This is a genomic window from Spirosoma profusum, from assembly GCF_014699005.1.
Lineage (GTDB): Bacteria > Bacteroidota > Bacteroidia > Cytophagales > Spirosomataceae > Spirosoma > Spirosoma profusum.
Genome location: NZ_JACWZY010000003.1, coordinates 55150 through 75920 on the forward strand (window position 1 = coordinate 55150; position 20771 = coordinate 75920).

The 20771-nt window shown below is 45.9% G+C and carries 22 protein-coding genes; 14 read left to right on the top strand and 8 right to left on the bottom strand.

What is annotated here, in order from left to right; translation table 11 throughout:
* Positions 1–115: 115 nt before the first annotated feature.
* On the top strand, positions 116–706 hold the full coding sequence (locus IC229_RS04925) for a hypothetical protein (protein ID WP_190885827.1): 591 nt from the start codon (positions 116–118) through the stop codon (positions 704–706).
* A 72-nt stretch (positions 707–778) separates the two neighbouring features.
* The gene (locus IC229_RS04930) at positions 779–1051 is read left to right on the top strand and encodes a hypothetical protein (protein WP_190885828.1); all 273 of its coding nucleotides are present in this window, start codon (positions 779–781) and stop codon (positions 1049–1051) included.
* Positions 1052–1149: 98 nt separating this feature from the next.
* On the opposite strand, the gene IC229_RS04935 is transcribed toward IC229_RS04930, so the two are convergent.
* Positions 1150–1575, bottom strand: coding sequence for a hypothetical protein (locus tag IC229_RS04935; protein ID WP_190885829.1), 426 nt, complete (start codon positions 1573–1575; stop codon positions 1150–1152).
* A 249-nt stretch (positions 1576–1824) separates the two neighbouring features.
* Between IC229_RS04935 and IC229_RS04940 the strand changes: the two genes are divergently transcribed.
* The 9 genes from IC229_RS04940 to IC229_RS04980 all read left to right on the top strand — a co-directional run bounded on the left by IC229_RS04940 (position 1825) and on the right by IC229_RS04980 (position 11086).
* Positions 1825–2850, top strand: coding sequence for a sensor histidine kinase (locus tag IC229_RS04940; RefSeq protein ID WP_190885830.1), 1026 nt, complete (start codon positions 1825–1827; stop codon positions 2848–2850).
* Positions 2851–2872: 22 nt separating this feature from the next.
* Positions 2873–3616 carry a LytR/AlgR family response regulator transcription factor gene (locus IC229_RS04945; protein ID WP_190885831.1) on the top strand — a complete coding sequence of 248 codons (744 nt, stop codon included), beginning with the start codon at positions 2873–2875 and terminating at the stop codon, positions 3614–3616.
* Positions 3617–4675: 1059 nt separating this feature from the next.
* Positions 4676–5368, top strand: coding sequence for a hypothetical protein (locus IC229_RS04950; protein ID WP_190885832.1), 693 nt, complete (start codon positions 4676–4678; stop codon positions 5366–5368).
* A gap of 74 nt (positions 5369–5442) precedes the next feature.
* A complete protein-coding gene (locus IC229_RS04955) occupies positions 5443–5781 on the top strand; it encodes a PadR family transcriptional regulator (protein ID WP_190885833.1) in 339 nt (112 codons plus the stop codon).
* Complete coding sequence (locus IC229_RS04960) at positions 5769–8411, top strand: ABC transporter permease (RefSeq protein ID WP_190885834.1); 2643 nt, start codon at positions 5769–5771, stop codon at positions 8409–8411. Before IC229_RS04955 ends, IC229_RS04960 begins: the two co-directional genes overlap by 13 nt.
* Positions 8412–8920: 509 nt before the next feature.
* Positions 8921–9997, top strand: coding sequence for a hypothetical protein (locus IC229_RS04965; RefSeq protein ID WP_190885835.1), 1077 nt, complete (start codon positions 8921–8923; stop codon positions 9995–9997).
* Between the two features lie 54 nt (positions 9998–10051).
* Positions 10052–10228: a hypothetical protein gene (locus IC229_RS04970; RefSeq protein WP_190885836.1), complete on the top strand. Its 177-nt coding sequence runs from the start codon at positions 10052–10054 to the stop codon at positions 10226–10228.
* Between the two features lie 247 nt (positions 10229–10475).
* Positions 10476–10901: a hypothetical protein gene (locus IC229_RS04975; RefSeq protein ID WP_190885837.1), complete on the top strand. Its 426-nt coding sequence runs from the start codon at positions 10476–10478 to the stop codon at positions 10899–10901.
* Positions 10898–11086, top strand: coding sequence for a hypothetical protein (locus tag IC229_RS04980; protein WP_190885838.1), 189 nt, complete (start codon positions 10898–10900; stop codon positions 11084–11086). Before IC229_RS04975 ends, IC229_RS04980 begins: the two co-directional genes overlap by 4 nt.
* Here the strand turns inward: IC229_RS04980 and IC229_RS04985 are convergent.
* The 4 genes from IC229_RS04985 to IC229_RS05000 form a co-directional block, all read right to left on the bottom strand.
* Positions 11072–11656 (bottom strand): hypothetical protein, encoded by a 585-nt coding sequence (locus IC229_RS04985; protein ID WP_190885839.1) that lies wholly within the window; start codon positions 11654–11656, stop codon positions 11072–11074. The two genes, IC229_RS04980 and IC229_RS04985, sit on opposite strands and share 15 nt — an antisense overlap.
* 145 nt (positions 11657–11801) lie before the next feature.
* Positions 11802–12638, bottom strand: a complete 837-nt coding sequence (locus IC229_RS04990; protein ID WP_190885840.1) for an IS5 family transposase — start codon at positions 12636–12638, stop codon at positions 11802–11804.
* A gap of 248 nt (positions 12639–12886) precedes the next feature.
* Positions 12887–13063 carry a hypothetical protein gene (locus IC229_RS04995; protein WP_190885841.1) on the bottom strand — a complete coding sequence of 59 codons (177 nt, stop codon included), beginning with the start codon at positions 13061–13063 and terminating at the stop codon, positions 12887–12889.
* A 777-nt stretch (positions 13064–13840) separates the two neighbouring features.
* The gene (locus IC229_RS05000; protein ID WP_190885842.1) at positions 13841–15607 is read right to left on the bottom strand and encodes a serine hydrolase; all 1767 of its coding nucleotides are present in this window, start codon (positions 15605–15607) and stop codon (positions 13841–13843) included.
* Positions 15608–16814: 1207 nt separating this feature from the next.
* Here IC229_RS05000 and IC229_RS05005 point away from each other — a divergent pair.
* The 3 genes from IC229_RS05005 to IC229_RS05015 all read left to right on the top strand — a co-directional run bounded on the left by IC229_RS05005 (position 16815) and on the right by IC229_RS05015 (position 17743).
* A complete protein-coding gene (locus tag IC229_RS05005; RefSeq protein WP_190885843.1) occupies positions 16815–17156 on the top strand; it encodes a hypothetical protein in 342 nt (113 codons plus the stop codon).
* A gap of 15 nt (positions 17157–17171) precedes the next feature.
* A complete protein-coding gene (locus tag IC229_RS05010; RefSeq protein ID WP_190885844.1) occupies positions 17172–17357 on the top strand; it encodes a hypothetical protein in 186 nt (61 codons plus the stop codon).
* Positions 17358–17452: 95 nt separating this feature from the next.
* Entirely contained in the window at positions 17453–17743 is a 291-nt protein-coding gene (locus IC229_RS05015; RefSeq protein WP_190885845.1) for a hypothetical protein, read from the top strand.
* 105 nt (positions 17744–17848) lie between these two features.
* Here the strand turns inward: IC229_RS05015 and IC229_RS05020 are convergent, their stop codons facing one another.
* From IC229_RS05020 to IC229_RS05030, 3 genes are all read right to left on the bottom strand, one after another.
* Entirely contained in the window at positions 17849–18535 is a 687-nt protein-coding gene (locus tag IC229_RS05020) for a hypothetical protein (RefSeq protein WP_190885846.1), read from the bottom strand.
* Positions 18536–19703: 1168 nt separating this feature from the next.
* Positions 19704–19850, bottom strand: coding sequence for a hypothetical protein (locus tag IC229_RS05025; RefSeq protein ID WP_190885847.1), 147 nt, complete (start codon positions 19848–19850; stop codon positions 19704–19706).
* Positions 19823–20242: a hypothetical protein gene (locus IC229_RS05030; RefSeq protein WP_190885848.1), complete on the bottom strand. Its 420-nt coding sequence runs from the start codon at positions 20240–20242 to the stop codon at positions 19823–19825. The genes IC229_RS05025 and IC229_RS05030 overlap by 28 nt, the downstream gene beginning before the upstream one ends.
* Between the last annotated feature and the right edge of the window lie 529 nt (positions 20243–20771).

Here is a 20771-nt window from a genome sequence, read left to right on the forward strand (position 1 = left end):
AATTATCCCGGTTTTGCGGTGACAGTTAAAAGTCGGTAGTCGTCATTTCCTTACTATCTTCGCCCATGTAGAATGGCTAACTCACTACGTATTAATCACTGTCACTTGTTATATAATGTACTACGTTATCGCCCTGCTTTGTCTGCTCGCGCTTCCACTTCATGCCCAGACGAAGGTAAACGGATTAGGCAGTTATCAGATTGATGCTACGTCGCCCGATGCGTTAAACCCGGCTAACTTCAGAGAAATGGAGAAAGCAAATGCAAAAGGAACGGTAACGCTGGCCTGCCCGCACATTCGAACGTTTGCTTCGGGTGGGATTGAGATCATGGGCGTTACGTTCACCAACGTCTATCTGTTTTTCTACGATAATAAACTTTTTCGCATCACCTGCGATTACACACCGGCTATCGAGCAGGCTTTTGTTCGCACATATGGTAAAGGAACGGCCAGCCCTCAAAGCCGACTGACATTTTGCGATGAGGGAAAAGACAAAAACATGCTCCTGAAAGGCGAAATCTGGGAAAACGGCGACATTTTGACCTTGGCTATTCACGCAAAGGGCTACGATAGCGATTGTAAGCAAGAGGATTTTAATAAACTCATTATCCATAGCAAGGAACTAACCGAATTAACGTCAGAATGTGAACTTCAGGACGATGATCCGTTGATCGATGAGTTCTATAATCTGATAAATGGCCGATAAGAATTGACGATACAGCACTACCAAACCATTTGCTGACCAATACGTTATTGTTCTGAAACAACCTTAGATATTATGGATAAGAAAACAACCACCATTGCCGCCGGAATTGCTTTAGGCGTTACGTTACTAGCTGGCGCTGGTTATGGCATTTATAAGTATTTCAGCCGAAAAACTAAAAAGAATGGTGTGATAACCACCAATGGAGGAATTGTGGGGAATGGCCGGAATTTCATTGGTAACAGTCTGGTCAAAAGTAAAAGCCTGTATGAAGGCTCCAGTAGTGAAAATGGTCTGATAGGCGGTGGGCTTCTTAGTTCCAGAAGTCACTTAGTCAGTGCTTTATAGTTGAAGAATTTTCTCCTGAATCGGAGCCGAAACCGGCTCCGATTTTTTTGTGCCCGCCCACTCAATGGAACCTATGCATACTACTCAAACGCGACTTGCTATTTACTCCCAATTAATTCAAAAGGTGTACTCCCATCGGTAGGTGCTACTTTTATAGACAAACTATTGTTGCCCCCTTTGGCAAATGAAGCGTTGTCTTTGAGGAGGTTGACTTCATTATTTCCCGCTTCCTGTAACGTAACGTTATTCGCCGTGAACTGAATGTTTTCGGCAGCGTTGCCATTGCTAACATCAACTGATAATTGAACAGACGTAGCGGATTCACGCACTACGTTCATTTTACCGACTGTTTTCGAATTAACCGTATATAAGGTTCCGTTCTGCCGGATGCCCGTCAGCGTGTAATTACCGACTACACGAGACGATAGCTCGGCTGCTGGTTCGGCTTCTTTCTTACAGGCCGAAAATGAAACAAGGAGTAAAATGGCAATACTGCTGATGAGAAAATAACGAGTGGTTTTCATGAGTTTGAAATTTGGTTTGATCAATGAAAAAGTTCTGACTTATTAGAGAACTGCGTCGTTCATGAAGCAAAGGTGTAGGCTTCAACAGACCTGTCTCAACTGTATTCGACCAACGCACCGAACACCTCGGCTAACCTCGCTCAACGACGACCAACGTAGCATTTCCGTCGTTGAGCGGTTGGTCGGTTAAAATCGGGCATTGGTCGAACGGGATTGCGATTTTAGCAGGCTTAGTTGTTTATTTGTTTTATGAAACATCGGACTCGTACGCTGCTTTATATCAGTGGCTTAGTGCTGTATCTGGCGCTCAATATTGTTCGCGTTCGCGAATCGCCTAAGCCCTACTGGGGTTTTGCTTTTTTATTCGCCACGCACCAATGGCTGACAATTTATCTGACCCACGTAGCAGTGCTCAATCCTTTGTTTGCTCGTAAAAAATATGGTTGGGCAGTGCTGGGTTTATTGGGCTGCGTAGCTTTCTTTATTCTGTTCCGCTATTTCGTCGACGAAGTTTTGGTATTCGCTTTGGTGGGCGTTCGTAACTATTTCCCCGATACACCCTTTAGTTTTTTTGCCAAGGACAATCTGTATTACGCCGTTCCGGCTGTTTTGATCGGACTAATTTTTAAGATAGTGGAAGACTGGTTTGTTCATCAGCAGGAACGGGTAGCGCTGACAACCGAACGTAACACGGCGGAGCTGGCTTTTCTCAAATCGCAGGTAAATCCGCATTTCCTTTTTAATACGCTCAATAATATTTACGCTCTGGCCTATGCCAAGTCCGACGCAGCGCCGGGAGCCATCCTGAAACTCTCAGAATTAATGCGTTACATGCTTTATGAGGGAAATGATCAGTCGACGGAGGCCAATGGTCCGCTACGTGTTCCGCTCTCCAAAGAAGTGAGGTATCTGGAAAATTTTGTGGAACTCGAAAAATTGCGCGTAGCCAATGCGCAGGTTCATTTCAGCGTAGAGGGAAATACCGATTTATTTCGCATTGAGCCGCTGCTGTTGGTTTCTTTTGTTGAAAACGCCTTCAAACACGGTGATTTGACAGACCCTAATAATCCGTTGGTGCTCGACCTGAGCGTACGTAATGGTACGTTACGTTTCGATACGTTGAACAAGAAAACGCGTCGACAAACTGACGCTATTGGCGGTATTGGCCTGACAAATGTCCGGCGTCGTTTAGCCTTGCTATATCCTAACCGGCATAGATTGCAGATTAGTGATGAGAACGAAAGTTATGCCTGTTCGCTGGAACTGAATTTGTAGATCAACCTAAGCCTGAAGGACTATGCGCTGTCTGATTGTTGATGATGAACCCCTGGCTCACACCATCCTGAGCGATTACGTGAACAAGGTTCCTTTTCTGGAATTGGCGGGTGCGACTACAAGCCCCATCGAGGCCCTGACACGGGTGCAACAGGGCGAAATAGACGTATTGTTTCTGGATATTCAGATGCCCGAACTCACGGGAATACAGTTTATGAGTCTGGCACGACGTAGCGTGAACGGGCATCAATGCCGAATTATTTTAACTACAGCTTATTCAGAATACGCGCTGGAAGGTTACGAACACGACGTAGTGGATTACCTGCTCAAGCCCGTTTCGTTCGAGCGATTTTATAAAGCCGTCCTGAAACTGCTCCCCACCAACTCTCCCGCCGAACGTACTGCTACGTTTCCCACAGAATCCATTCAATTGACCATTCCGCCAGCCGAGGTTCCTAAAGATTTTATCTTCGTAAAAACGGAATATCGCCTGCAACGGGTTGTTCTTTCGGAGGTATTATACTGTGAGGGATTAAAGGATTACATATCCATTTATACGCCGACCAATCGCATTCTGGCGTTGCAAACCATGAAAAGTATGGAAGATAAACTACCGGCTCATCAGTTTGCCCGCGTTCATAAATCGTACATCGTCGCTCTGAACCGTATTGAATCTATCGAACGTAGCAGAATTTATATCGGCAAAGCTGTGATTCCGCTAGGCGATACGTATCGCGACGCATTTTACCGGCTCATCGAAAGTTGAATCCACTAAAAAGACTTCATTTCAGGGATTTAAGTCCAGGTTTCTCCTGGTGAACGTACTGGTTTTAAGGCTTCGCGTAGGTGCAACGTCTTTTAAAAGCAGCCCGACCAGACATTACGCCTAAGCCGGGCCTATCAAATTACGGTAGGACGGAGTTGCAAAGTAGGCGGTGTATTATAACTGATACATGACACCGGTCAGTCGGGTGGATGATTTTAGTCAGATCAACCAGATGAACATTTGCAGAATGGGGGTATTTCAGTATGAAGATGGCGTATTAGTAAGATGTTGATTTGTTTAGGTTAACATAATAATTGCCATTTTGTGGCAGGTCTATTTTTGTCATAACAATACTCATACGGTGAGATGACTTTAGTCAGTGCTGGGATAGGTAGTGAAGTTGTTACTTTGAAGCAGAAACTAACCTATAAGTGGAAGAAACGCCCATAAAATAAGCTCATCAATAGCGAAAGCCCGGTTGCGTCTGTGACCGGACTTTCGCTGTCTGAAAAACCTATGGTGATAGACTGATAAAAAACAGTGCGGTGCGACGGAGCAGGTCTCTAGTTTCACTGGAAAATAAAAATTAAGACAATAAGGCAAACCTATTTAACGGTATGTATTACGCAAAACGCCTGACTAATTGGTCAGGCGTTGTTGTTTGTATCGAAGTTTGGAGCAATTAAGGGCTTAGGCAGTTTGATAATTGCTTTTCTAGCAGTCGCGAATCGCCTTTACTTTTGCTTCAAAAGCTGATCTAGCAGCCGTTCCAGCGCTGGCTGCTTGCGTCTTACCGCCTGTAACTCCTGCTGCTGGGCCTGAATCGTTCTATGCTGTTGAATACGATTAAATGCTGACTCCTTACATTCAGAACGAAGCAAAAAAAGCGCTCAACCGTTGTCCGGTACTGGACTCTGGTTGTCCAAAAATGGACAAATTATTATCCGATGCATTTATAAAATAGTGATTTCAATGCATAGAGGCCAATTTAAGCGTTTTGGTAAAACATTTGTACGACAAACCCTATACTAATATTCCTGAACCCTAAATCTTAAATTCATGAAAAACAAGATATTGCTTTTGCTTGCTTTGACTGCCCTCGGTGCCAGGACTGGGATGGCTCAGGTTGGTCAACAGAAACTGCCTCTGAACAGTACAGATGGGGTGACTCCGGTTTATGTGCAGTTGTCTACCGAGACTTATCTCGGCAAGAAATCTCTCCATGTGGTCGATCCTGGAAACCAGGCGACGGCAGGAGCTACTCAAGCTTATGCCAAAATCAAGGATTTACGCTTTCACAACGGTACTATTGAACTGGAAATGGCCGGTAAACCCTTACCCAGCGCCGGTGAACAGGCACGAGGCTTTGTCGGCATTGCATTTCGCATTACCGATACTGGCAACTTTGAGTGCATTTACCTGCGTCCGACAAATGGTCGGGCTGAAGATCAGGTTCGGCGCAACCATTCCGTACAATACAGTGCCCACCCAGACTTCCCCTTTAACGTCAGTCGCAAAGAAGCACCGGAAAAATATGAAGCCTACGTCGATCTGGTAGCCGGTGAATGGACGAAAGTGAAGATTGTGGTAGAAGGTGAGAAAGCGCGGTTGTACGTTCATGGAGCCACGCAACCCACGTTGATCGTCAATGATCTGAAACACGGACCGAATGAGGGAGGAGCCATCGGTTTATTGATTGGCCCCGGTACTGATGCTCATTTTACGAATCTGGTTGTAACGCCTAAAGACTAATTACGGTCTTAAAGGGAATCCTTAACGTCCATATTAATGCTGACTGTGCCGGAGCCTGATAATTGCTTTATACTATGAAACGAGCCTTTTTGGGGGAGCTGGAAGAAGTCGTCCTGTTGACGGTGGCCGCGTTGCAGGAAGCCGCATACTGTGCCTTGATTACCCAAACCATTGATCAGCAGATGGCCCGCAGTATCAGCTTTCCAACTGTCCACACTACGTTGCAACGACTGGAAGAAAAAGGTTTCGTCTCCTCCCTGATGGGCGGAGCTACCACCGAGCGGGGCGGTCGTCAGAAACGTCTGTTTACTGTCACGGCCGCCGGTCAGCGGGCACTGATCGAGTGTCGGCAAATGCGCAGCCAGTTGTGGGATCAAATCCCAAACCAAATCATACAGTTATGGGGCGCTTAACGGAGGGAGAAGGCGGCTTTCTAAGGCCGCCCCGCTGGGCCGACTGGTTACTGAACCATTTCAGCCCGTACGGATTAGAAGATGAGCTACAGGGCGATATGCTGGAGATGTACACCTACTGGGTGAAAACCGTTGGTTTATCCAGAGCCCGATGGCGATATGTGCTAGCGGTGATGCGGTTGATTCGCCCTTTTAGCCGACCCAGAACGAAACAACGTAATGATTATTCTCATCCGGAATGCCGGACCACCTTTATTTTACATCCGGACATGCTACGAAACTATATCAAAGTCGCCTGGCGAAATCTATGGCGTCATAAACTGTACAGCCTGATCAACATTGGCGGGCTGGCGCTAAGCCTGACTAGTAGTACCTTTGTTGGATTGTGGGTTTATGACGAACGTTCGTATGATACGTTCCATAACGATGCGGATCGCATTTATCGCATCGCTAAAGATTTTGTCACACGTGGGGGGGCTCGAACACCTGATGCAACAACCCCTGCTGCGTTAGTCCCTGCTCTACAAAACGAATTGCCCGAGATACAGGCTGCAACCCGTTTATATCCAAATTGGGGCCAAAAATACCTGATCAAACAGGGAGACCAACGGTTTTATGAAGAAGGGGTTTACCGGGTTGACCCTAACTTCTTTACTGTTTTTAGCTTTCCCTTCTTATCGGGGAATGCGCAAACGGCATTGGCCACGCCTAAGTCGATTGTTCTGACGGATTCAGCCGCACACAAGTATTTTGGTAACGAAAATCCAATGGGTAAACGACTCACCCTGGACGCAAACCTGGGCGATTTTATTGTGTCGGGTGTGCTGGCTAATATCCCCTCGAATACTCACTTTACGTTTGATTTTTTGATTCCGCTACGTACGTTGGGCCCAACGCTCGATTCAAATTGGAAAACCTATAATTTTTACACCTACGTCAAGTTAAAACCGAACGCCAATGCAGAGAGCTTCACAACCAAAGTTCAATCGTTAGTCAAACATCATCAGCCAGACGACTTAAATCAGTTCTACATTCAGCCACTAACCCGTATCCATTTAACCTCCAAACTCAAGTGGGAACTGGCTCCTAACGGAGATCAATCGTACGTGCGTATTTTATCCTATGTGGCTTTGTTCGTGCTGATTGTGGCAGCCATCAACTACATTAACCTTGCCACTGCACGAGCCGCCCGCCGGGCGCGGGAAGTGGGCGTGCGAAAAGTAGCGGGCGCGCATCGGCAATCGTTAATTGGCCAATTTTTAGGCGAAGGAGTTTTGTTTGCACTAATGGCGGGGCTAATAGCCATTGGATTACTGTTCCTGCTATTGCCATTTTTTAATCAATTCGTTGAAAAACAATTGAGTCTATCGAATCAACAGGGCTGGATGGTTAGTCTGTTCGTCATGCTTCTGGCCAGTGGAACCGGGCTGCTGGCCGGTATCTATCCTGCCCTTGTTCTTTCCTCCTATGAACCCGTTCAGGTATTGAAGGGTCAAAACCTGCCAAGTAGTACGTTCAGTCGGTTACGACAGGGGCTGGTTACCGGTCAGTTTGCTGTGTCGGCAGGACTCATTATTGGTACAATCATCGTTACTCAGCAACTGCATTTTCTGAGAACTAGTCCGCTGGGTTTTGATAAAGAGCAGGTAATGGTATTACCTAACGTTGGCGGTCTGACCAACCTGGATGCACTTCGGCAAGAACTAGTTGCCTTACCAGGCGTTTCCAAAACCGGTGCTGCTTCAGATGCAATTGGCCAAACCAACTCGACCATGAGTATGGCCCTAAAAGGAACGGATAAAGGCGTAACTGTTAACTTCATAACAGTTGATAACCAGGGGTTAGATGTGCTGGGTATACAGCTCAAGCAAGGGCGACTATTTTCGACTCAGTTTCCTTCTGACTCCACCACCTCACTGCTCGTCAATGAGACTGCCGCCAGACATCTGGATTTAAATCATCCTTTGGGCAGCATCATCAATACGAATTTACAGGGCAATTATCGAACCGTCGTTGGTGTCGTGAAGGATTTTCATTACTCGTCACTTCACCAAACGATCCAACCGTTTGCTTTTCTGCTTGGTCGGCAGAATTTATCGAATTTGTTGGTCAAACTAAACTCATCCAACGTAGAGGCAACGATTGATGCCATTCAACATAAATGGGACGTGTTAGTTCCTGGCCGACCCTTCAGCTACTCATTTATAGACGAACGATTTGCCGCCCTGCATCACGCCGACACTCTTTTTGAGCATATTTTTACCGGCATTACCCTAATCGCTCTATTGATTGCCTGTTTAGGTCTGTTTGCCCTGGCCACGTTTATGACGGAACGACGGACAAAAGAAATTGGTGTCCGTAAGGTCTTAGGGGCTTCTGAGCTAAGTATTGTAGCTTTAATAACGCGGGATTTTCTCCAGTTAGTTTTATTGGCTACTCTTCTGGCTTCGCCCGTAGCCTACTATTTTATGAGCGGTTGGTTACAGGGATTTGCCTATAAGATTAATATTGAGTGGTGGATGTTTGCTCTGGCGGGTTTGTTGGCCATGGTGATCGCCCTGTTAACCGTGAGTTACCAAAGTATTAAAGCTGCCTTAATGAATCCGGTCAAAAGCTTACGAAGTGACTAGAATATACGACTACCATTCCGGAACCGTATTCATACACGTTGAGATAGTCTGATAATCGGCACAGTGATTTTGCAAGAACATGCAGCCTATAAATCGGGCCATCTGCAATCAAAACCAATAAAAAAGCCCCGTTTTCATGGGCTTAGCGTATTTTCTTAGTGATTTGCTACCGACTTGAGTTCAGGTTTCAATTTTAAAGAGAAATTGAAGATTTATTTTATATGTCTAAAAATCAATGAGTTATAAATTGTAACTACTACTAGGGTACAAATAGAGGTCAAAAGACGCAAAGTATATTCTCTGTATAGAAGATAATTGAAATAGCCACGATTTCTAGGTAAAAAAATAAAAAAGATGTTTTTGAGCTTACATTTCTTACACATCCTACATAGTTGCCCGCCACTCTTAGGAGCTTTTTTTATTGCCTGATGATTATACCGAAAAGTAAAAGCGAAATAAAAATGTACTGCTTATCAGCTTGATTTGGTAAAGACTAAATCGCTGAATTTATGAAACCAACTCTTCTACTTATTTGGGCATGTGTATTAGTTTATCCTGCCTTGGCTCAGCAAACCCAAAGTATTTACTACACCGCCTCGACCAGTGCTGACGGCAAGTCCAACATAACCCTGGGCCCCTATGCGGGTACGGTTGGGGGGACTCATACCGTCACCTTGGGGGCCTTTGCTGGACAAAGCAATAGCGGTATGGCCAATATATTTGTGGGCTATGCCGCAGGTCTACTAACCACCAGTGGGAGTTATAATGCCTTCCTAGGCTATTATGCGGGTTACACTAATTCCTTTGGGGTGCATAATTCCTTTATGGGGCCTTACGCGGGATACAGTAATACCACGGGAAGGTATAATTCGTTTATGGGCTCTAATGCGGGCAACTTCAATACCACCGGGGAACAGAATTCCTTTCTGGGGTATTACGCGGGCGCTTATAATACGAGTGGTGGCAACAACGCCTTTGTGGGTTATGCTGCGGGCTTTCAGAACACAACTGCCACGGCAAATGTATTTGTGGGGGCTCAAGCTGGTTACAACAATACGACTGCCAGCAACAATGTGTTCATTGGTTATCAGGCGGGCTTAAACAATACTACTGGCGCAGGCAACGTGGTAGTAGGCCCCTCCTCGGGTACAAGTATAACAACGGGAAGTAATAACCTCATGCTGGGGGCCAACACCCAACCCACTAGTGGGGCTATCCAGAACTCGGTAGCCATTGGCGCGAATGCCACCGTTGCCTTAAACAACGCCATTGTACTGGGCGACCCCAACAATACCAACATTGCTGTCGGTATTGGGACCAATGCCCCCCAATTCCCGCTTGACGTTCGCGGCACGATTAACCTACGGAATAACGGTCGGATCAAGTTTGCGCACCTTACTAACTCCATACGCCAGGGAACAACCGATCAATTTCTGACCGTCAATGAGCAAGGCGAAACAGTACTGGCCCGCAATCAACTTCGTATCAACAGCCCCAGCGAATGGAGTGATAAAGTCTTTGCGCCTACCTACCAGCTACGTTCACTACCAGCTGTAGCTACTTATGTAGCCCAACACGGCCCTTAACCCGGTGTTCCCTCGGCGGATGAGGTGGTAAAACAAGGTATCGATCTAGTCAAGATGAATGCTACGTTGCTGGAAAAAGTGGAGGAATTGACCTTGTATAGCATTCAGCTGGAGAAAGCGAATCAGGAACAAAAGCATGTCAATCATGCTCAACAGCAGGAATTGCAGGCTGTAAAACAAAAGCAGGCAGAGTTAGAACGGTTGGTTAATCAACTCCTGAAGCAGAAGTAAGCCACAGTGGTGAAATTGATGAAAGTGGAAAAAAGTATTTTTCTTCCTATAGCGGATTGACCCTTTGTAGGTTTTGTAGGGTAATCGAGTGCGCGTTTTTAGAAAATAACGGAAACACAGTGATTGAGCCGTGTAATCAGGCATTAATCCAGAATAACTACGAACTTATGCCGAAAAATGCCTAGGTATGCACCAATTAACCACAGTGAGTTTAAGGTAAGCACCCTAGCCATGTTACGACAGACAGATGAAATATAGAAAAGAGATTATGAGTCGTGAGTTCACCAAACACCTACTCGACTTTAAAAGCAAAAACAGCAGCTTACATCTTGTTATCCATCATTTTAAAGGGCCAGACAAAGGAGGCCCGCATGATCACCCCTTTCGCTTCCGAACACACATTCTTAAGGGTAGCTATACCGAACGGGTTTATTTCCATGCGCCTGATGGTCAGTGGAGCTTCGAGGACATTGAGCGAAAAGCAGATACCACCCATGTTGTTGAAGCGGAATGTATACACGAAATAATCCACCTGCCCGAAGGGGATTGCTGGACGGTTATTCAGCCCGAGCAAAAGGTACGGGAGCCGGGTTTCTGGCGATTCAAGCCAGACGGCATCTGGTTTAGACAATGGAACGGTAAGTGGCAACCATTTGTAGGCGCCGAGGTATGATCACACACGACCTACTACTTGAGCTTGGCTTCGAGTCAGTTCCTAACCGCCTGCAAGCCTACCATTATAAAGGTGTCATCGGCTGGCTAAACGTGGAGGTAGGTACATTCCATTTTGACGGCTATGCGACTTCCATCATCACGCAAAACGACCTGCGCTTTCTGATGTGGCTAATCGATTACTAGCAGGATGATACGTTTACGACTTATCCGAGTCATTTGAATTAAAACTCTCCACCAGACCAGTCCCATGAAAATTGGGAGACAAGAAAGGTGTTCGGCTGAAGCAACGTTGGGTAAATGACCATATTGCTGGATATGATTTTCAACATCAGCTAGTGGACTGAGTACGTATCCTTTTGTAAAAACTTTATCACTCCACTGAGTCACGTTATCAATCCGCAAGCGATGCTTAGCCAGTACGGTTTCACCTTGTTCGTTGACGGTTAAGAACTGGTCTTTAGTGCCGTTGTGGATGGGATTACTCAAGTGCGCGAATTTGATCTTGCCATTGTTGCGCAGGTTAATTGTACCTCGTACATCCAGGGGGAATTGAGGAGAATCTGTGCCGATGCCAAAGGCGATACTGGTATTGGTGAGATCACCCAATACAATAGCGTTATTCAAGGCAACTTTGCCATTGGCGCCAATGGCAACCGCATTTTGGATACTACCACCGGTGGTCTGGGCATTGGCTCCAACCATCACGTTATTGCTGCCGGTGGTAATCACCGTGTCCGATTGAGGGCCAATCAAAATATTGTTACTGCCCGTGGTATTGTTTTCCCCAGCTCCAGAACCCAGGAAGGTATTATTCGTGCCGGTTGAGGTATTGTAACCAGCTCCACTGCCTATAAAGGTATTGAAAGCACCATTTTCATTAGAAACTATTTGAAAATGGTTAATTGAGCCTTCTGAGCATCATGGGTAACATGGATATGTACAAGGTGGACTCGCTATTACGAGTCAATTTTTCGTAATCTTTTAATAAACGACGATGGAAGCTTAGCCAGGAAAAGCTCCGCTCAACTACCCAACGACGAGGTAGTAAGACGAATTTGTGCTTGGAATCGCTCCGCTTAACAACTTCCCACAGCCAGCCCGTTAAAGTAGCGATCCAATCGTAGAGATCATCACCACTATAACCCGCATCGACCCAGACTAGCTCTAACTTCCCGCATAATTCTTTGAGCAAACAATTAGCCCAAATTTTCTCAATCAACAATTTGGCTCCTGCTTTTTGTGAGACACTGGCGGCCACTACTTTGACGGCCAATAATAACCCTAAGGTATTTACCAGAATGAATCGTTTATGCCCCTTGACTAGTTTGCCTGCGTCGAAACCACCTTCTTCTCCACCGATCTGGGTGGTCTTAATACTCTGGGAGTCAATGGCTGAAGCGGTTGGCCGTTTCTTACGCCCCGTTTTCTTATGCACTTTGGTAACTAGTTTAACATGAATCTCTTGCCAATAGCCTGCTTTGCTCCACGAATTGTAGTAATGGTAGACACTCTTGTAGTTGGGATAATCATTGGGTAGCACCGCCCACGAACACCCACTCCGCATCACATACAAGATGGCATTGATGACTTGGCGCAAATCCAGCGGATTTCGCCCTGGCCCCTGGGCTTGTTTTTTAGGTTGAGGCACGAGCTTTTTCAACTGTTTCCATTGCTGATTGCTCAATTCGTGGGGGTACTTCTTGGCGGTTTTATGTTTAGTTTTGCAGGTAGGCATCCTAGAGGAGATATTTTGGAGTTTGGTCGCTACAAAATTCCCTTTTTATTGGATGCCTTTTTCTATCTCAATATGGTTTTCAGACAGTCTCTCAGCTTGACTTTAACCTTTCGAGAATGCCCTAAATTGGCTTGTATAGGCCTAAATACGTACTTGCTAAATTTTTGAATACCCTCATTCTAGAGCAGATGTTCAAAAATAAATCACCAACGTGTCCTATCCATCCAGGAAACGGCTATAAGCATTTTTCAAACAGCTAAAGCGAGCTTAGATAATCCAGCACGATCGTCTATGAAAGCATTGTAGGAACCGGTTGTGTTAAGGTAACCAGCCTGATTGCCCAGAAAGGCAGCTGTATTGGTGTAACCCGCCTGATAACCCACAAAGCTGTTACTAGAAGCGGTAGTATTGTTATAACCTGCCATATAGCCAAGGAAAGCATTGTTTCCTCCGAGGTGGTTAGCGTTCCCGCTCCATATCCCACAAACACGTTACCGGTAGCCGTATTGTATTGCCCGGCAAAAGCGCCCAAGGTGACCGTCTTCGAGCCACCGCTTGTGCCCGTATAGGGGCCAGGGTTATATTGGACTTGCCGTCAGCACTAGTAGATGAGGTGTAGTAAATACTTTGGGTTTGCTGAGCCCGTACAGGTAAAGCAAGGGCGGCTGCTAAGAGCAAAGGAAGACTTGATTTCATAGCATAAACGATTGGTAAGAAGAGTCGGGTGCATCTTAACAAATGTACATAAATACCTCATATTCATCAGTAGTGAATGAGTAAATGGCACATGAACTGACCGAATAACAAAAAACGCCAGCCACAATAGAGCCAGCGTTTCGTGTATCCTTAGAGTTCTTTCGCCTTAATTCAGCCTGCGCACATGATTGTAATGCTCGGCTGAAAAAGCTACATGCGGTCGGGTTCGGGTACATGATGCATAAAGCAAGTAGCAACTATTCCGAGATAGTCTCGCACCTCAACAGTTCAGGATTCAAAATAGCGCTTTTTTGCCAGTTCCAGACTACTCAGGTAATGCGACTGCTTCAGCGCAGAGAGGCTGCATAGTTTGAATGTACGTCAGAAGTACATTAAGAATTATACACTGCACGGCTATAAACGACCTACAAAAGAGATAGCTTAAAAAATATCTTTGCCGTTTTCGCCGGCAACGAAGTACCTGCATAATTCGCTTCAAATAGCTATTATTTTTCAACGAGATCGCAATCCGTAACCAAGCCGTCGGAGGTCAGATGGACGAGTATATAGGTGTCCGGCTGATTGGACTTCAATTGGTAAGTTACTATTTCGCTTACGTCGCTTTCATGGCGTTGAATTCCCCGGCCTGCGACGTTTTCTGAATGAATAAAAGTTAATGATTTCAACGTTCCCGGATCTCGCATTCCTCCTGCAAAATCACGTTTGGCTCCCAAAGTGAGGCCTGATGCTTCTTCTAATAGTTTACCCCCTTTTACCATAGCCTGCAAAGCAGCCATGATTTTAGGTGTGCGTGACGGATCAGGATCGGCATTGGTTTTATGGGCATCGGCAAGCGGCCCAATACGTGGTATGGTTCGCTCATACCTTTGATCATTGTCTTGAAGCCTGAAGCCAGTCACATTTCCATTAGCGTCGGGAATGAAGGTTACAGAAACATTGCGGTCAGTAGATGTAAACTTATTAGTAGCGACGGGCACAAATTCTTCATCAACAAAACCATCTTCTATTGTAAAAAGTCGCTGATTATCAGCGTCAAAAGTGACAATTCGATTATTTGCTAATTCATATCGACCTTCGAAAGCCGTTAACGTTTTGGAATCCACATCTACCGCGGCCGGTTTAGCGGTCTTTACAAGAAATCCATCCCAGTGGTAATAGTCAGCGATAAAATCAACAATCCTACCCATCATATGCGAGTTATCAGTCGCATTGATCATGATCACAATGCCTTGTCCTTTGTCCACACTAGCGGTAAGTAACGCATCAAAACCCTCGTCGCGCCCAGTGTGACCGAAGCGGAGCGTAGAACTGTCACCCTGCAAAAAAACGCCAAGTCCATCCCTGTTTTTCTGATCTGTCAACATTTGGCGGGTTATGGACTGGGATAATACACTTCCTGATTTTCCAGCATAAGCATTCTGAATACTAATCGCGAATCGAGCTAGATCGGACGGCGTAGTCCACAATCCCGCTGCTGCCATCTCAGGATAAATGTGCCAGCGACCCTCCACTAAACTTCGATTGTTGTAGTGACCGGTTGCCGTCAATTTTGCCAGTTCTGGAGGTAAAGGTTGTTGGTAGGTACTGTTTTTCATGCCAAGTGGCGAAAGCACCTTATTTTTCATGAATTCCGGAAAAACAGCGCCAGTTACATCCACCATCAGTTGTTGCATGACGGTATAACCGCCACCTGAATACCTCCAGCGAGAGCCCGGAACAAAGTCTACGCGAACCGGTGGTGTATTGGCTGGGGCTGTCCCATCCAGAATCTGAACTATCGAAGGGATCTTCGCGCCCACAGGGTATCCCGGGAATCCGTGCACTGTAAGACCGGTAGTATGACTGAGTATCCCGCGCAGTGTAACCTTTTTGTCATTTGTAAATTCATTATCAGGAACTTTCCAACTTTTAAGTTTTACGTTAACACTCTCATCCAGAAGAAGTTTGTTATGTTCAACAAGATACAGAGCGCCCATAGCCGCAACCGATTTACTAACCGAGCCTGCCTGAAACAAGGTGTTCGTCGTGACAGGCACCTTTCCATCCTTATCAATAAATCCATATGACTGAGCCTTCAAGATTTTTCCGTCCTGAATGATAGCTAGGGACAAACCGGGAATACCACGCTTCTGCATTTGGCTCCGAATAAAATCGTCCAGATCATCCGCGTGGACGTGAAATACAACTATTAGAAAGGAAAGAATCAGAAAAAGGCGTTGGTTTTTCGTGGATGGTTTGGTCGAAATGGTCATTTATCTCAAATGTTAAATTTAAAATTGTCACAGAAAGCACCAAGAATCTCGCGTAGCAAAATTGGAGCAGTACACACGAACACAGTTCTTTTATCTCCTTTTTTGTTTTCAAGGATTTCAACAAATCTAAAAGTTTCTATCTTGTCGTCTGTTAATGACCTGTAAAAGAAGGTAAACGAAATGTAAAAGCTGCTTTTACATATTGCTGTGGACTTTTTGCCCCTAAGCAGGTGGGCATATTGAATAAATAGGTTGCCTATACAACGATCTCGCGAAAACGCTCCTTTTTGTAAGTTACTGATAATCAAGACAGATGGGCGTTGGGTTTCCTTAGAGTAATTCTATGTCCATTTACTAAAATAACCCCACTTTGGACTGTGAGAGTTTAAATGTGATCCTGACACATAATTAACCCCCGCGTTATGGACTCCGAACCACCCCCTTTCAGCGAACAGGTCATTTTTGACTTAGTACACCCGCGCGGCCGTTAGCGCATAGCATGGTACTAAATGCCACCATAAGTGGCATTCTACGTACGGGCACTATAGGACATGGATATACTATTTTTATCGTAATCCTAGATGTTGGTACGCAAAGTTCCGTACAGATAACAAAGTTTATTGATTGTTATAGACAGAGTGCCGGTAGGTGAACGCTTGAACGTAAAATCCTGCTTTCAGCAAACGGTGCGTTTCTACGCTAAAGGGTGTAACGAATCGTTACATACCTCACTGCCCATATTCTTTACACCCAGGTACGCAAAACTCCGTACACGAAGGGTAGTGAAACTCCCAACCCCTGCCCGATGTAAGCAACATTGATTACACAGATGTACCATTAAACTAGTACATAAATTGTCGTACAAATACGCCTAAGTAGGCTTATTCGTTCACTGTGGGGAGAGTGCCCGTAGGGGATAGTTATACCTTAGATCGCGGCTGCCCTTGTCAACTCGCTTCCGACTTTCCGCCCAGGCTTTTTGTAACAGTTGTTTATGCAGGTCCTTATCTCTGGGTACAAACAAGCGCGTGCGGTGTTGCAGTCGTAGGGATTTTGCCTCCAGTAATCGCTATCCGAAGTGTCAGGAATCGATTTGTAAGTAAGCGTACTCCTTGGCTATATAAGTAAGGATTTACTAATAGTGCTAATTGTGAAACAGGCCCGAAAGGGGTAGCTCATGTTCGCCAAACCAAAAACAAGATACCCCATGAACGAGTCACTCAAACTTACACTCCAAGAAGGTAAATTAGACGATATATTGACGGTAATCTTTTTCTACATCGATGAATTCTACCAGCAAGTCGCTCATTTTGTAGACCGTAGCGGCACTAAGCCTACGTTTTCTGACAGTGAGGTCATCACTCTAACTTTAGTCAATCAGATGGTCATCGACTCGGAAACTGCTTGGTATAGATTTGTCAAACGCAATTACAAACCCCTGTTCCCCAAGCTTATTGAACCTTCCCGCTATCATCAGCGCAGCAAGAGTCTATTCAAACTCACCAACCTGATTCGCCAACTGCTCCTGCTGCATCTGGATGTTCATTAGCAACAATGGCACCTGATGGACAGCCTACCGGTGCCGGTTTGTGGCTATACCCGCCCTGGACGAACTCATCAGTTTGCCGCTGAGTTTGGCATCCCTCACGATTCACTCTACGGCTATTGTGCGGCTAAAAAACTGATTTTTTATGGGTTTCGACTCCATCTGATGGTCACCCCGAAGGCATTATTACCCACTTCGTACTAGCCCCAGGGAGTCATCATGATGTAACAGTTGCCTCCGAATTACTGGAGTCCTATCGAGCCAACATTGTTGTGGGGGCTGACTAGGGGTATACAGGCTTGGCTAAACGCCTTTGCCATCCCCTGGACTATCAGTTAATCGTGTCGAGCAAATCGAATCAGTCTCCCAATACAGCCCTTGAAAAGGCGTATCTATCTCGTTTTCGCCAATTGATTGAGACGACCAATGCTCAACTTAGTGAGCAGTTCAACCTGCCATACACCCGGGCTAAATCAGCTTGGGGGTTAATGAGTCGACTCATCCATAAATTGACAGCTCACACGCTAGCCATTTATCTTAACTCGATGGCGGATAGACCATTATTAGTCATCAAATCAATTACCTTTTAACTAGCACTATTGGTAATTATATACCTACCTAAATATATAAAATCCGGCGCCAAATACAGACCCGAAGGATTGCAAAGGAACCGGATTACTCAATCTCCCACTACTTTAACTCAGGCAGCACAAACAGCTTTTTTGCGAAGTTGTACAGGGTTTCAATATGCCCGTCTTCCCAATGATGGTCAGGTAATTGCGCTCACCTTTGCCGGGCGCATGAGCGTATACGTTGAAGCCGTTGCGAAGGTCGAATTGTCCATACAGATACTTCCAGATTTCGTGCTCAGTCTGGCGCTCGGCGGCTGCGTAACTGTTGACCATGCGAATCAACAAACCGCGTGTAGTGGGTGCCGCTGGCTCCTCTGTAGTGGGCTCAGCATCAACCAGCGCAAGGTCGAGTGCCTGATAGGTCCGGGTAAAGAAACCTAAAAGCGTATTTACCCGCTGTTCTACCAGTGATGATGCAGGCTCGGTGCTCTGAGGGGCTGCAACTGGCTCCTGTTGAGCTTTGCGCTGGCGTTCCTCCTCCTCTGACTTTTTGCGGTTTTCCTCCTCCAGCAATGCCTGAGCCTCTTTTAGCAGCCGCTGGCCAGGAGTGAGGTTTTCAGTTTCGTCTGCCGGCACTTCGGTTGCCTTCGGAGTTTTGTAAGAACTTACCAGACGGTAGCCGTTTTGCTGGAGTTGGGGAGTTGAGATAGGCTGCTCCTGCTCAACTTCTAACTGTGTCCTACCCTCGCTAACGCCCGAAAGCCCGTCGCGCCTGATCTTTATGCTGCTGGTATTCCTTAATCCATACATCCATCTGGGGTGTAGTGATAGCCGAAATGTCTTTTACCAGCCGATAGGCTCCAGGCGAGTTCGATACTGTTTGTATTTGAGATTATCCGATTGATTAACATCAACAGGACGCGGCTAACAATTGCGGGCGTTGTGTTGGTTGCCTTACATACCGAATCACCGCGTAAAGTTGACGGTTTCGTTTAATGGCAGGTTTGCTTTAATCCACTCCAGTACGAGCCGTATTGCCTGTTTACGGCTACTGATTGCTTCCATTGCTATAATTGATTTTGAGTTGTGAGAGTTGATTTAGAAAGTAGTGAAACCAGAAATAGCGGTATCACTACAGCGGGCGCGCGCATATATGCCGATTGTTATTCATTGGCTGGCTCCTCAGCGGTTGATTCTTCGGCTGGCAGGTCTTTGATTACGCTCTTACGCATATGCAGCATGTCCTTTCCCAGTTCTTCCGGCGTAAGAGTAGGGCGCTTCTCAAGGGCAATCCTCTTGAACTGCAACATCAAATCACGATCTACATCATCCAGCCCTTTTAAATAAGCTGCTTCGGTTTCGGCAGGTATTTGTTCGGCATCTTCAGCCTCGCTCGACTCATCTGCCTCCTCGTCAGACCTAACTGAGTAAGCGTTTATAAATTTCTCCTGCTTTTCACGGATCCGGTCTTAAGCCCCTATATACCATCGGACGTAAGAGTCCGGGCTTCGGGAGCGCAAATCAGCCCGATAGTTGGTATCGCCCAACTCGCTCACCTGACCCGAAAGAAAGTCCAGCACTTTTTTAAGTGTCTCGTACTCCTCGAAATCACAGGGAGCCTCGTCGGTTTCGTCATTACAAATCCTCTTTAATGCATCCTTTAATTTTTCGTCTCTGGCAGATCGCAGAGCGTCGGTTACTAAGTCAAATTCCGAGCTGTCACGTAGGGCGTTTATGCCGAGGTAGAGGGTAGTCGTGTTATCCGCTTTCGGTCAGGCACTACCCGGTCAACCCCGCCGGGAGTTGGAAGGTTGATGTGTTTAGACAGATCCTCCAATTTACTGATGATCCTATTTTGTCGGTCGATGAGGGTATCTTTAAGCGTAGCCGACTCCTGAAGTTCCTTAATAAGCCGCTCCTGTATACTTTCCTAACGCTGGTAGTTATTAATAACCTTCGTTTGAAGCAGTGACATATTCTAAAGTGTGCGTACCCACTGCTGTAGGTGCTCCACCTCCGTATAGTTAAGCGGATTGTGCATATACACCTCGTAGGCTTCGGGCTGAAAAGCGTTTAGCTCAATATCTGCTGGCTCTACTACGGATTGATCGGGAAGTGGTCCCATTGCTTTTCGACTCCCCACTCAATCATTTTAGAATGGCAAATTTCCAGTGCTCTGTAGGCGGCATCAACTTTAACGTCACGCTGGAGAAACAGGGTTGCATCATCGTAAGCTCTGAAAACATCCCGTATCGCTTTTTGTAAACCGGCGTAGTGTTCTGGCTTGCTGAATGACCGGGTGAAGAATCCCGGCAGATTAACGCTGATGAATTGACCGTCGAGCCCCAGCTCTGGATCCAGTGTAGTGTGTGGATTTTTAGGGCTGGGTACGTCGGGCACAAGGCGCTCCTGTTCCTGGGGTGTCTCCTCTGTTGGCTGATCGGCCAAGGTTGCCGTATGTGGCGTGGTTTCGCCGTTGGGCTCGGTGTTTGAGCCATTTGTGCTGGGTGGGTGCATGGTCTACCCCTTCCCCGTAACTTTGTGCGGTCATCGTTTTAATGAAAATTAAAATGGTTGATACTTGGGCCCCTCACGTGCTTTCCTAGGGCGATTGTGAGGGAGTTTACTGTGTTAAAGGGGGCTTAGTTCGACCGGGCAACATTGCTGGTACTATACGGCTTTCTTATATTTCTCCTTATTGTTAAGCAAGTATATTAGGTTTATACATATGAAGCAATATGTAGCAATATAAATATTTCATAAAAGGGTATGCGCTAGCTTAGCATATCCTATCTCAATGATAATTTCTTATTTGAGCCCTTTTATACGATTCTGGAAATCGCTCTCTGCACCGCTTTACGGTTATCATATAGATACTCTACCGCCCTTATAATTACTTCAGTATCATTCTTGCTCAAGAGCGTCCCAATCTCTTTTATTTGATCACTGGTGGTCTTAGGGAAACGAAATGTCCGGGCTTTTACTTCACTGTCTGCCATAGTTGTATATTGCTTTAGTCAAATATAAGTATAAATACATACAGAGC

Coding starts and splice junctions, on each gene's coding strand:
- IC229_RS04925 (WP_190885827.1), top strand. CDS start 116: ATGTACTACGTTATCGCCCTGCTTTGTCTGCTCGCGCTTCCACTTCAT.
- IC229_RS04930 (WP_190885828.1), top strand. CDS start 779: ATGGATAAGAAAACAACCACCATTGCCGCCGGAATTGCTTTAGGCGTT.
- IC229_RS04935 (WP_190885829.1), bottom strand. CDS start 1,575: ATGAAAACCACTCGTTATTTTCTCATCAGCAGTATTGCCATTTTACTC.
- IC229_RS04940 (WP_190885830.1), top strand. CDS start 1,825: ATGAAACATCGGACTCGTACGCTGCTTTATATCAGTGGCTTAGTGCTG.
- IC229_RS04945 (WP_190885831.1), top strand. CDS start 2,873: ATGCGCTGTCTGATTGTTGATGATGAACCCCTGGCTCACACCATCCTG.
- IC229_RS04950 (WP_190885832.1), top strand. CDS start 4,676: ATGAAAAACAAGATATTGCTTTTGCTTGCTTTGACTGCCCTCGGTGCC.
- IC229_RS04955 (WP_190885833.1), top strand. CDS start 5,443: ATGAAACGAGCCTTTTTGGGGGAGCTGGAAGAAGTCGTCCTGTTGACG.
- IC229_RS04960 (WP_190885834.1), top strand. CDS start 5,769: ATGGGGCGCTTAACGGAGGGAGAAGGCGGCTTTCTAAGGCCGCCCCGC.
- IC229_RS04965 (WP_190885835.1), top strand. CDS start 8,921: ATGAAACCAACTCTTCTACTTATTTGGGCATGTGTATTAGTTTATCCT.
- IC229_RS04970 (WP_190885836.1), top strand. CDS start 10,052: ATGAATGCTACGTTGCTGGAAAAAGTGGAGGAATTGACCTTGTATAGC.
- IC229_RS04975 (WP_190885837.1), top strand. CDS start 10,476: ATGAAATATAGAAAAGAGATTATGAGTCGTGAGTTCACCAAACACCTA.
- IC229_RS04980 (WP_190885838.1), top strand. CDS start 10,898: ATGATCACACACGACCTACTACTTGAGCTTGGCTTCGAGTCAGTTCCT.
- IC229_RS04990 (WP_190885840.1), bottom strand. CDS start 12,638: ATGCCTACCTGCAAAACTAAACATAAAACCGCCAAGAAGTACCCCCAC.
- IC229_RS04995 (WP_190885841.1), bottom strand. CDS start 13,063: ATGGCAGGTTATAACAATACTACCGCTTCTAGTAACAGCTTTGTGGGT.
- IC229_RS05000 (WP_190885842.1), bottom strand. CDS start 15,607: ATGACCATTTCGACCAAACCATCCACGAAAAACCAACGCCTTTTTCTG.
- IC229_RS05005 (WP_190885843.1), top strand. CDS start 16,815: ATGAACGAGTCACTCAAACTTACACTCCAAGAAGGTAAATTAGACGAT.
- IC229_RS05010 (WP_190885844.1), top strand. CDS start 17,172: ATGGACAGCCTACCGGTGCCGGTTTGTGGCTATACCCGCCCTGGACGA.
- IC229_RS05020 (WP_190885846.1), bottom strand. CDS start 18,535: ATGTATGGATTAAGGAATACCAGCAGCATAAAGATCAGGCGCGACGGG.
- IC229_RS05025 (WP_190885847.1), bottom strand. CDS start 19,850: ATGGGACCACTTCCCGATCAATCCGTAGTAGAGCCAGCAGATATTGAG.
- IC229_RS05030 (WP_190885848.1), bottom strand. CDS start 20,242: ATGCACCCACCCAGCACAAATGGCTCAAACACCGAGCCCAACGGCGAA.